The 11522-nt window shown below is 59.1% G+C and carries 12 protein-coding genes and 1 tRNA gene; 6 read left to right on the top strand and 7 right to left on the bottom strand.

Annotated elements, in window-relative coordinates; genetic code table 11:
• Positions 1-39: 39 nt before the first annotated feature.
• Positions 40-453 carry a hypothetical protein gene (locus tag BM399_RS03945; protein WP_143111322.1) on the top strand — a complete coding sequence of 138 codons (414 nt, stop codon included), beginning with the start codon at positions 40-42 and terminating at the stop codon, positions 451-453.
• 45 nt (positions 454-498) lie between these two features.
• Here the strand turns inward: BM399_RS03945 and sciP are convergent, their stop codons facing one another.
• Complete coding sequence (gene sciP / locus BM399_RS03940) at positions 499-777, bottom strand: CtrA inhibitor SciP (protein WP_045836900.1); 279 nt, start codon at positions 775-777, stop codon at positions 499-501.
• 404 nt (positions 778-1181) lie between these two features.
• Here sciP and mnmA point away from each other — a divergent pair, with 404 nt between their 5' ends.
• From mnmA to BM399_RS03925, 3 genes are all read left to right on the top strand, one after another.
• The gene (mnmA, locus tag BM399_RS03935; RefSeq protein ID WP_092864489.1) at positions 1182-2405 is read left to right on the top strand and encodes a tRNA 2-thiouridine(34) synthase MnmA; all 1224 of its coding nucleotides are present in this window, start codon (positions 1182-1184) and stop codon (positions 2403-2405) included.
• A 43-nt stretch (positions 2406-2448) separates the two neighbouring features.
• Entirely contained in the window at positions 2449-3186 is a 738-nt protein-coding gene (locus BM399_RS03930) for a class I SAM-dependent methyltransferase (RefSeq protein WP_092864486.1), read from the top strand.
• A 147-nt stretch (positions 3187-3333) separates the two neighbouring features.
• A tRNA-Met gene (locus tag BM399_RS03925) sits at positions 3334-3410 on the top strand.
• Between the two features lie 195 nt (positions 3411-3605).
• Here the strand turns inward: BM399_RS03925 and BM399_RS03920 are convergent.
• The 4 genes from BM399_RS03920 to BM399_RS03905 form a co-directional block, all read right to left on the bottom strand.
• Positions 3606-5030 (bottom strand): purine-cytosine permease family protein, encoded by a 1425-nt coding sequence (locus BM399_RS03920; protein WP_092864483.1) that lies wholly within the window; start codon positions 5028-5030, stop codon positions 3606-3608.
• Between the two features lies 1 nt (position 5031).
• Positions 5032-5217, bottom strand: coding sequence for a hypothetical protein (locus BM399_RS03915; protein ID WP_092864479.1), 186 nt, complete (start codon positions 5215-5217; stop codon positions 5032-5034).
• Between the two features lie 135 nt (positions 5218-5352).
• Complete coding sequence (locus tag BM399_RS03910) at positions 5353-6309, bottom strand: PDR/VanB family oxidoreductase (RefSeq protein WP_092864476.1); 957 nt, start codon at positions 6307-6309, stop codon at positions 5353-5355.
• Between the two features lie 59 nt (positions 6310-6368).
• A complete protein-coding gene (locus BM399_RS03905) occupies positions 6369-7394 on the bottom strand; it encodes an aromatic ring-hydroxylating oxygenase subunit alpha (RefSeq protein ID WP_092864473.1) in 1026 nt (341 codons plus the stop codon).
• Between the two features lie 379 nt (positions 7395-7773).
• On the opposite strand from BM399_RS03905, the gene BM399_RS03900 reads away from it, so the two are divergent.
• Both BM399_RS03900 and BM399_RS03895 read left to right on the top strand, forming a co-directional pair.
• Positions 7774-8853, top strand: coding sequence for a GlxA family transcriptional regulator (locus tag BM399_RS03900; protein ID WP_177228036.1), 1080 nt, complete (start codon positions 7774-7776; stop codon positions 8851-8853).
• 45 nt (positions 8854-8898) lie between these two features.
• Complete coding sequence (locus BM399_RS03895; protein ID WP_143111321.1) at positions 8899-9783, top strand: hypothetical protein; 885 nt, start codon at positions 8899-8901, stop codon at positions 9781-9783.
• 54 nt (positions 9784-9837) lie between these two features.
• Here the strand turns inward: BM399_RS03895 and BM399_RS03890 are convergent, their stop codons facing one another.
• Positions 9838-10449, bottom strand: coding sequence for a class I SAM-dependent DNA methyltransferase (locus tag BM399_RS03890; protein WP_092864463.1), 612 nt, complete (start codon positions 10447-10449; stop codon positions 9838-9840).
• Positions 10450-10498: 49 nt separating this feature from the next.
• Positions 10499-11494, bottom strand: coding sequence for a glycosyltransferase family 2 protein (locus tag BM399_RS03885; RefSeq protein WP_092864460.1), 996 nt, complete (start codon positions 11492-11494; stop codon positions 10499-10501).
• Positions 11495-11522: the final 28 nt, after the last annotated feature.

Below are 11522 nucleotides of genomic sequence, written 5' to 3'. Positions count from 1 at the left end.
TCGGCGACTGAGATTTATTCGAGGTTGGCGCGAGGCGCGATGACCTGCTGGTTCCCTGTCGGCGGTCCGCTAAAAAAGGATTACGTCTTCCACGCGACCGCGGACGCGCCCTCACGCGGCGGCAAAGCCGAGATCGTCATTCATGAACGTGATTCGTCGCAGCCCAATCCGCGCGGACCCAAAGCCTTCGTCATCGCCATCCAGCCGACCGGCGACTCTTCTGCCAATCTGACAGCTGAAAACCGGAAAATGCCGAACCCCTTCGCCGCCGCTATGACGGACGATATCTCGCGTTGGGCGAAAGGCACGGATGGATGCGCAACAACCTCTCCAACTCCCGGCTGGATCCCCGCGCCGCCGGAAACGGCGAACGCAGTACAGCCGGTGAAGAAGAGTAAGGATCAAAAGCCCAAGGTCAAAGCTGCTCAGGCCAAGCCGGCCCAGCAACCCTAGACTTTTCTCTGATGTGTCGATCCGCAGGCTTCAGGTGACTTCTAGTCAGTCACGATAGTCCTGCAGACGCGTTGCGCGCAGCCCGGGCAAGCCGTGCTTGTCGATAGAACGCTGCCACGACAGAAACTCGTCGACGGTCAACGTATATCGCTCGCAAGCTTCTTCGATACTGAGAAGACCACCGCGGACAGCGGCAACCACCTCAGCCTTGCGGCGGATGACCCATCGTTTCGTATCCCGCGGGGGAAGGTCTGCGACCGTGAGCGGCGACCCATCGGGTCCGATCACGTAGCGCCCGCGCGCTCTCATTTGCTGTTCGGTCATGATACTCAATACACACTCTTTGACCAGGGTTAGTTATAACCGCATGCGATTAAATTAGCACTAACCCATTGAGTGAAAAACATATAAATGGGCGTGCCAATTCCACATTGCATCCGCTGAAACGGGCCCCTTCGAGGCGCCCCGTACCAAACTGAAGCAGTGCGTCAGCTAGGACGTCTTCCAGCGAAAATTGGGCCAAACACGGGGCCTGCGCGCCACGCCGCCTTGCAGACGGCCGATTTGATAATTATTGATGGCTGAGACCAATACCCGCTGAGATTACAAACGTCCCCTCTAGGACAATTCTCTGAATCTCTTGGATCTTTTGAAGGATAGCGGCGCCGGGATATTGTTGTAGGAGCTTTTCCGTGCTCCCTTGCCAGGAACCCGAGCCAGTCGATCGCATGAACCAGTTCGAAACAACACCTGCCGCCAGCAGTGCATCTCGCGCCCCAATTCAGACGGCCGCAAAGAAAAAGCGGGTTGTCGTGGCGATGTCCGGCGGCGTCGACAGCTCGGTCGCCGCGGCGATCATGAAGGCGGCCGGTCACGACGTCATCGGCGTCACGCTGCAGCTTTATGATCATGGCACCGCGTCGGGCCGCAAAGGCAGCTGCTGCGCCGGCCAGGATATCCACGATGCCCGCCGCGTGGCGGAAGCCCTCGATATCCCGCACTATGTCCTCGATTACGAAACCCGCTTCGCAGCCAAGGTCATCGAGACGTTCGCCGAGAGCTATGTCGCCGGCGAAACGCCGATCCCCTGCGTCACGTGCAATAACGAAATCAAGTTTCGCGATCTTCTCGACACGGCCAAGGATCTGGGCGCCGAAGTCCTCGTAACGGGTCACTACGTTCAGCGGCGCGATACCGAAGACGGTCCTGTTCTCGCCCGCGCCGTCGATACGGACCGCGACCAGAGCTATTTCCTATTCGGCATCACGAAGGAGCAGCTCGCTTCGCTCTGGTTCCCGATCGGCGGGATGCAGAAGTCAGCGGTGCGCGACCTTGCCCGCTCTTTCAATCTCCCGGTGGCCGACAAATCCGACAGCCAGGACATCTGCTTCGTTCCGACGGGCAAGTACACCGACGTGATCGAGCGGCTGAAGCCGAGCGCACTCGATTCCGGAAATATCGTGCACCTCGACGGCCGCATCCTCGGCCGGCACGACGGCATCGTGCATTACACGGTCGGCCAGCGCCGCGGCATCAAAATTCCGGCTGCGGAACCGCTTTACGTCGTCCGTCTCGACGCCTCCAAGAATGAAGTCGTCGTCGGCCCGAGATCCGCCTTGCAGACGGCGGCCCTAATGCTCCGCAACGTCAATTGGCTCGGGGAAAAGCCTCTGAGCGAGGTCGCGGAAGGTGGCCTCTCCCTCTATGTTCGCATGCGATCGTCGCAGACGCTCCGGCCCGCCATTCTGACCGTCGAAGAGAACGGCGCGGTCCGAGTCGAGCTTGCTGACGGCGAAGAGGGTATTGCGACGGGACAGGCGTGCGTGTTTTATGCCGATGCCGGGACGGAGGGACGTGTCCTCGGCGGGGGTTGGATTGCAAAAACGATCAAGGCCACGAATGCCACCGGTGAGGTGGCTAGGAACAACACGATGGCCGGCGCGGGCCGCTAGGCACATCGCATGAATTCGGTTGCGGACGAATGGAGATCGGGCAGTGAGCGATAACAAGCCTTCGGGCTTCCACGCCTCGTCAGGAGCGCGTGCGGGAGCACAGAAAAGGCGTTCGGAAGCGAAGGTTTTGCAGCTCGATGAAGGCCAGGTCCGCGACGCATACCGTCGCTGGGCCCCAGTTTATGATTATACCTTCGGCGCGATCTCGACCGCCGGGCGCCGCCACGCCGTCGAAATCATCAATTCCGGTGATGGACGCGTGCTCGAAGTTGGCGTCGGCACCGGCCTCTCGCTCCCCGAATACAAGAAGCATTTGGACATCGTTGGCATCGATCTCGCGCCGGAGATGCTCGATAAGGCGCGCGAACGCGTCAAATCCGAGAAGCTGACGAACGTCTCGGGCCTTTACGAGATGGACGCGAGCAACCTTCGCTTCCCCGATAACTCCTTCGACAAGACGGTCGCGATGTATGTGATCACCGTCGTGCCCGATCCGCAGAAGGTCATGCAGGAATTGTCGCGGGTGACGAAGCCGGGCGGCGAAGTCATGCTCGTCAACCACTTCAGCCAGGAAGACGGCGTCCGCGGCTGGGTCGAGCGCCAGATGGCGCCGTTCGCCGATCTCGTGGGCTGGCACTCGGTCTTCGACGTCTCCCGCGTGATGGTCTGCCCCGAACTGAAGCTGATAGACCGTAAGGCGCTGCGGCCCTGGGGCATTTTCACGATGATGCGCTTCCGCAAGGAAGGGGAAGTCAGCCAGCGCCCGGTTGCGGCGGAATAGCCCGCGGAATACGCGAAATTAGTGTCCTTCCCGGCCCTATCGCATTTTGTTGGCACTGATGTGCCGCCGGGACGGAGCGCCGTGTTGACAGAAAGCTGCGGTGCTCCCTATAGACGGTCGCCTTAGTGCCAGCATGCTGGCCGGTGTGGCGGGATAGCTCAGGTGGTTAGAGCGAAGGTCTCATAATCCTTAGGTCGGCGGTTCAAGTCCGCCTCCCGCTACCACTCACACCCTTTGAAATTTCACCATTATCCGTGCCCCCTCGATCCCGACCGGATCGAATGGGGCGAACAACGCCAATAATGCGAACGGAAGCGCACGCAAAAGCCGGCGCACACGAGAAATAGCATTCAGTGAAAATGCGAGCGGCTTTGAAAATCAAAAAAAAGCGCCGGCACAATGGCCGGCGCTTTGCAACGTTACGCGGCGTATCCACCTCTTCCGCCCGGCCGCAACAAACTCTTGGTCAAGACATAGTGGACCAATCCCGCCGCGATGCATGACGGGACCGACGCACTGATCACATTGAACAGGGCGTTGTGTGCGGTGAGCGACAGCGGGTTGAAGAGCGCGTAGTAGACGAGCCCGCCGACGATGAGCGCGATGAAAGCGATCCAGTTAACTCCGCCCCAGAACGCGTAGTCTGTTCCAGGCTCGTCGCGGTAAAGGTCGCGTGAGTTCACCTGCCCTCGCCGCAACAGGATGTAATCGACCGCCGTAACGCCGGAGAGAGGCGCGAAGCCGAGCGCAGTCCACGCAAGAAATACGAAGAAATTGTCGTAGATCTGGGCTGGGAAGAACGAGACGATGATCACCGGAATGAAGAGGGCGCCCGTCAAGACACCCCAAGGGATGTTCTCGAAGCGCCGCCCTCCCGCCTGTCGCATCGCGAGGCACATTCCGTAGAAGATGCTGACGATCGCAGTGATGTTCGCCAAGCCGATGAACAGCAGCGCGATGACGCCGATGGTCATTCCGCCGAGCGGGATCATCCAAGCCGTGGGATCGAAATTGCCGAGACTCAGCGCCGCCAGCAGTCCGATCACCTCGCCGACGACCGCTGCCGCGAAGATGCCGGTGATATTCGGCCACAATGCTGCACGCGGCGTCTTGGTGAAGCGAGCGATATTGCCGAGGATCGGCCACCATCCGAAACTCGCGGCAAGATTGATCTCGACCGCGACCATGAAATTCGTGCTCGGATCGTCGAACGGCTGCAGCGGGGCCGCAGCAGCGATGGCGCTCCATGATTTCTCGGCGAAGAGAAGTATCAAGATACCCGCGCAGAGCGCGAGTTTTCCGGGCCCCACGATCCGGTTCAACCATTTGACCGCAGTCGGCCCTTTCCAGAGAAGCACCCAGGAAACCGCGATGGCGATGATCGCGAATGCCGTCACCCCGAGATCGTTCGGACCTATGGTCGTTCCGGCCGTGCTGTTCGTGACCTCGCTGATCGCGCGGCCGAACATGATCGCCAAGACGGACGACCAGCCGACACCGTAGATCGCGAGAAAGATGCACACGAGCATCAGCACGCCTGCACGCCCGAAAACGCTGCGCGCAAACGTAAATTGTTCGACGCCGTATTTGCTCGTGCCGAGGCAAACACTCACCGACACGATCGCGACGCCGATGACGTTGCCGATAATGATGGCCGCGATGCCATCGCGCGCACCGACGAACATCGCAGTCGTTCCACCGAGGAGAAAGGCCCAGGTGGCGACCGCGATTCCGATGTTGACCCAAGAGTGGTCCAATAGTCCGAGCTGACGTTCTTCTTTTAGAACCGGGAGCGTGCCGAAGGCAGAACTGGCGCCCGTAAAATTCGTTGCGGATCCAGCCATGTCAAACCCCCGTCCGGATGACAGCTGTGATCGCAGCGATGAGTATCGCAAAACTGAACCAGAGCACCAATTCCCACCGGGAAATGTCGGCTCTGGCAGGATCTTGGTATCCGTCCCGGAGAACGATATCGAGCCGGCGGTTCAACTCTTTCTGGATTTCACTTTCGTGGACTACAGATTCCTTCATTGGCACCCTCCCTGAATTTTTAGTTTTTTTAGGACAGCACGTCGGAGACCCCTTTAAGCGAGATCGCGCCACTGGCGCTCTATTGCATCAGTCGTCATTTTTTCGGCGGCTCGCCTCCCTTCGTCGCGATTGGTGTCAGATATCCAAAACGAGCACGTCGCTTCGCGCGCGCGAGCAGCAGATCATCATCGTATTCTTCGTCTGCCGTTCCTCCTCCGTGAGCAGCGTATCGCGGTGATCAACGACGCCCTCGATAACCTTCGTTTCGCAAACGCCGCAGATTCCTTGGCAGCAGGAGTGGGGAACGGACGGATCGACATTCAGAAGCTCCGTCAGAATGGTTGATCCGGCAGGAATGACGATGCGGCGTCCCGAGCGCTTCATCACCACCTCGAAAGGCTTATCCGAAGCACCACCATTGACCGGGGCCGCAGATGTCGAAGCTGCAAAGCGCTCGACGCGCAGCGCGATGTCGTGGCGCTCGCCGCACAAGGCTGCGAGTTCGTCGAGCATACGATTGGGCCCGCAGCAGTAGATTTGTGCGCCGGGCTTTGCTTGCCTTACGATTTCTCCGATGTTCAGCTTCCCGATCTCAGCTGGGGCAAGCGTGACATTCGCCTGCGGCAGCCGGCGGACTTCATCGAGCAATCCCATCGATGCGAGGGACTTGCCGGCATAGTAGAGATGCCATGAGCTTCGGTCGCTGACCGCCTCGGCCATCGGCAGGATCGGCGTGATGCCGATACCGCCTGCAATGAAAATATAGTCTTGGCCCGGCTCGAGCCTAAAATGATTGACGGGCGGGCTGACGTTCAGAACGTCACCTAACTTGAGTCTGGAGTGAATCTCGCGAGATCCTCCGCGTCCGCCCTCCGCTTCCTTGACGGCTATTCTGTACTGCGAACCATCGCTCCCTCTGGCGTAAAGCGAGTATTGCCGCATCAGGCCAGAGGGTAGGCGAAGCTTGATGTGCGCTCCGGGCTCCCAATCCGGGAGACGCCCTCCCTTTGGATCGGTCAAAGTCAACGAGATCACCTGATTTGCCTCGCGCCGCAGGCAGTCGACGCGAAGCCGAAGGTCAGTGTCTGACATCTTGAAATCCACGAGCCGTGCCGATCGCACAGTTGAATTGCGGATAGTTTCGAGACCGCCTATTCGGCGGCCTCGCTCTGCACATAGCCAAATCGCTCTTGGATTTTGTCGACGACATCCATCACCGCACGGCGATAGTTGAGCGTCACGATATCCGCCGAGCAGGAGAACTCGCGCACGCGGCCGTCGAGCGGCACTTCTTTCGGCACGATCTTGCTGACGATCGGCGTATCCTCCTCGAAGACCTTTGTTTCGAGCGCGAGAATGTCGTCCGCTGTTCCGTGCTTGAAGTCGGAGCATGTCGCGCTGCCCCAATATACGATGCACTTCTCGGGCCCGACCGGAGACGGAAAGTCGACCAAGTAGCGATGCCCGCCTTCACCGTAGTCGTAGAGAATGGTCGCGAGGCCGGGCGCGTAGACATGATAGTGCATCCACGAGTCGCCCATCGAGGAGAACTCGGACCCTTCCACTCGCGGATAGAAGATGGTCGTCGAAACTTCGCGGCCGCTACGATGGATCTGCATGGAATCGACGATCGGGCTGACGTTACCCATCGATCCCGCGTGCACGAAAGCAAAGTGCGCCATATCGTTGAAATTTTCAGTGGCGGCCATGAAGCCGATATCCATCGGAATGGGCGCTGCCGCGCGCCAGTCGAGCTCCAGATTTTGGATTTCCGGAGGATTCGGAAGATCGAACATCGGTTCTTCGAGGCACGTCCATATATGCGCGAAGCGTTCGATCACTGGATATGCTCGAATGGCCGGCGCATTTGGCGGGAACTTCGAAGCATCTGGAAGCGCCGGAATTCCGGTGCATTTTCCGCTGCCGCCGTCGAACGTCCAACCGTGATAGGGACAACGAACACCGGAATCGCACACCTCGCCGCCCGCCAGATCTCCTCCGCGGTGCACGCAATATCGATCGGTCACGCGAGCCTGACCGTCCTTGTCGCGAAAAACAACGAGATCGCGCCCCAAGAGAACAGCAGCCTTTGGTTTTGAGATATCCTGGCTGCGAGCGACGACAAACCAACAGTGGTGATAGGCCTGTTGCAGTGCGGCTTTGGAATAGCGGCTCACTGTTAAATCTCCCGATCCGTGCTTTTTTAAACCATTGCATTCGTCTGAGTTCGCACCGGCGTCTCCGAATGAAAGGCTCGCCGAAAGCTGCAGAGTGTCTGCGAAACTCCGCTGCTCTGGATGTCAAGATAGGTTGAGGTCCTGAGGCGAGCTTGCCATAATGCGCAGCGGAGATGCGCCATATGACAAGTACGCGCGCGCTCATCATTTTAATCTGAGTACGCGGCTGATCCCGCACGTCTCAGGACGCACGAGTTGAACCGCAGCTTCAGAGCCGCTCAATTTCGGCAATGATGGGGGAGGTCTGGTGGAGCACCGAAAGACACCTGGTTGTGCCGTAAACGAGCTGCCTCCGAGCAGCGGCCAGAAGATGCATCCGATGCTAGCCGCTGCCTATCAGGTCAGAGTTCTGGTTCTCCCAGGCTCGACGGAACTCGATCTGACACTCCACCAGGAATTGTTCCGCGTTGCCAATGGACTTCTCAACAAGAGCCTGTTCTGCGTCGATATTCTGACAATTGACGATCAGAATGTTACCCTGGCGAACGGCCGGGCGATCATGCCGACAGCCACACTTAATCTCTCCGGCGAGTGTGCCCTTTCCATCGTCCTCTCCCACATCAATCCGGATCCTGCGCTGATCCCTGTTATCCATAGCGCGGTCAGGAAGCTCGCAAAGACATCAACGCTCATCGCAGCCGCCGATCAGGCGCCGCTCCTTCTCGCAAGCGCGGGTTTATTGGACGGCAGGATCGCAACATGCCACGTCGATCTGATGCTTGCGGCACGTGAGAGCTATCCCGCGGTAGAATTCGTCGATCAGCTATGGATCCGGGATGGCGACTTCCTCACATATCCCGGCCATCTTTCGACGGTCGACACCATGGTCGAGTACATTGGCGAGATACTCGGTGCGGAATTCGCGGAGGCGCTTTCTGCGGAATTGATCTCCCACTCGCCGCGATCTCCGCGCTTGTCTCAGCGCAGCACGCGAAACACAGTCGAAGGAAACAACGATCGGCGCGTTCAGAAGGCGGTCGACATAATGCGATCCCATATCGAAGCGCCGCTCAGCATTCCGGCCATCGCGGAAAAGGTCGGCGTATCGACGAGATCTCTCGAGGTCCTTTGGCGGAATGTGCTCGGATCTTCGCCACAGCTTTTCTACATGCGGGAGCGCATCAACCACAGCTGCTCGCTGCTCTTGTTCAGCGGCCTTTCCATCACCGAGATTTCGTGCGCCTGCGGATTTAGTTCCGGTGCGTCGTTCTCGCGCGCCTTCGCCGATCTGACCGGGCTCTCTCCGCGCGAATATCGCAGGAAACACGGCAATAAGATCGCGCCCGCGGTGCTTCTGAAAAATCGAATGACGCGTCGCGCACAATCCGTCGAGGCAGTTGCCAGCGGCGCCGCGAAGCGAGAGCCGCGATCGACCTTGAAGGGCACCCGCGTATCCTGAACGCGCGCCGAGACGAATACAGAGGAGAGCCCTGGAATGGCTTGCATGTCACTCGTTGAAGGAACAGAAACCGGCAAGCGGACGGTGCCGGAGCAGCTCATCGGCTGCTGGAAAAGGCACAACATCGTCTTCAAGAACGGAACGGTGGACCGCACAACACGTGTCCTCTGGCTTCAAACGGCATCCGGCGTCGCCGACATTCGCATTTCAGCGGATCGTCCCGATATGCGCCACCGCACAGGGCTCGCGAGCTGCACCCGGGACGAACTGTTGGCCTTGGCCGAACAGGACTGCTTTGCCGCGACGACCCTGTTCGATCCGGCGGGAACGCCCTACCCAACGGCGATCTGGCCAATTTCGCTCGATCTCTTTCGCTTTCAGCCGGTCGTCAGTTTTCCAGAACCAGGCTGGCTCGAGTGGAAAGACAATGGAAGCGTGATGATGGAATACGCACCAAGCGGTGCGTACGAGGAGGACTGGCGCCTGCTCGAGATGAAGCCGCCATTTGCGATCCATCTTATGAAGGTCGCCAACGACGCCATCGAGTGCCTCTATGTGGTGGGCAACCATGCGGTGCGAGCCAGAAGCCGGCGTCGCGCCATTACACAGCAGCTCCCGCTCGTCGATATAGCACGTCGGCTGGGCAATGACCTCGCGCCGATCCGCGAAATGCTCGATTGCGAGTTCTCATACGCTGAGAGAGATGCTGCATCGAAAGACTATGTCATCGAGCTGTCGACGCTTCCCTGGCTCGAAGGACAAAAGCTGAATTGCAACTGGGTCTTGAACATCGCTGGGGGCCAAGTCTTCGCCCGCGATCCGGACGGGCACGCCTGGAAGATCGAGTCGCTGTGGCGGTCGGAGTCTGCGAAACTGAGGGAGAACAGATCCGGCTCTAGCCCGTCTCTCGCGACCACTCACACTGCTTGAATCATCGAAGTTTTTGCACTTGGACAAAGTCGGTCCTCGCTCGGACGGACAAGACTAGGTCGCCGCTGATCGCGCGAGCCACGCCGTACGGCCGCCGGCTAGCGGATCTTCAACCGCGTGAGCGATGACCTCGAAGCCCGCGGCCGCAAGCAATGCCCGGTACTCGGCGGCGTCGAGGCTGGCATGATAAAGCGGATCGCCGCGATAGGAACCAATCGCCTCTCCATAAGCCGGCCCCGTATTGAACATCAGCAGCGCCGGCGCCGACGCGTGCTCCGCGAACAGCGGGAACATCTTGCGTTGATCGTCGGGCTTGAGATGAAAGAAGCTGTCCCAGGCGAGGACGCCGTCGAAGCGTTTGCCGAGCGAGATGGATCGCATGTCGGCAACGATCCATTCCTGGTCGGGCATGCGGCTTCGACATAAGGAGATGAAGGTCGGCGAAGCATCGACCCCCGTCACGCGGAACCCAGCCTCGGCGAGATGGCGCGCGATCGGCACGCCCGCGCCGCAACCGAGATCAAGTATCGCTGCGCCGTGCGGAAGAGCCCCGACAAATTGATCGAGCCACCGTTTGTCATTCCACCCCGCGTTGCGGCGATCGGCATCCCAAGCCAGCGCGTGGCGTTCGTAATGAGTGATGATGCGGTCGGAAAGGTCAGTCATCGGATTTCCTGGATGGGCCCAACTTCACGATCCGATATGCCGGTGCCGCTTACGGAACCCGCTTGCGGATTGACCGGTGCCACCGGTCTAAATGCCGGCGCATCCCACGCTGTGGGACCTCACTTTTCTTCGGAGCGGGTGCGGGCTCTTTCGGCGGATCGCGTCTGAAGTCCGGCAGCCCATTGTGTCTGATCGCCTCGATCACATCATGATATGCTTGCGGAGACGATTGTTTCGCGCCCTTGCGCTGTTTGTCCTGAAATGACGAGTAGATCTCAGTATCGATCCATGCATTTGCGTCATGAAGCGTGCGGTAAACGAGCGCCTTCTGGAGGAACAAGCTGCCCCCTAAGGCATGGGCTCCCTGGGCCAGGTAGCCGTCTGCGCAATCCTTATAGGCGAGCCTCCTGTTGGGCTTGAGGTACTTCAGGACAGCTCGCCGGAACATCATCGATGACGTGGATGTCCAATGCCACCCGGGTGTTGTCGCCTTGATATATAGAAGGCCCGGCTCTTCGGGGTCGCGAACTTCGAGATAATTTCCATAACGCTGCATCCCAGCGGCATAGATGTCGCCCCTCACACCCATTCCAATTATTCCACGTTCGGACGTCAGGTATTGATCGGTTGAAACGATCGGGCACATGACGCCGGCGCCCAAATGCGCGGCGAGCGCCTCTTCCAGAAACGCCTCGGCGTACCTGTCGTCGGGATCAAGCAAGCAGACGAAATCGCCCGTTGTCTGCTCAACGCCTGCGAAGAAGGCCGGGATTTGCCCCACATTTTCGCCAAGCGTACGAATCGTCACCCGGCTGTCGTTTATCCCGGCGACGATTTTGATTGCCGCGACCCGATGCGCAGCATCCGATCCGTCATCGACAACGACGCATTCCCAATTCTCATGAGTTTGATCGAGGATAGAGAGTATAGCGTCTCGGAGGTGGTCCGAATAATTGTGGTGCGTGACGATGACCGAAACCAGCGGATTTTCCCACTTCGCGCGGTCCAGCCCACTCGACGCTTCATCGAATTCGATGACTTGCATTGACCCTCGTAGGCTTGAATTCAGCCTC

The sequence above is a fragment of the Hyphomicrobium facile genome (assembly GCF_900116175.1).
In the GTDB taxonomy this organism is placed as follows: Bacteria; Pseudomonadota; Alphaproteobacteria; order Rhizobiales; family Hyphomicrobiaceae; genus Hyphomicrobium_B; species Hyphomicrobium_B facile.
This window is presented reverse-complemented; position numbering and strand designations above follow the sequence as displayed.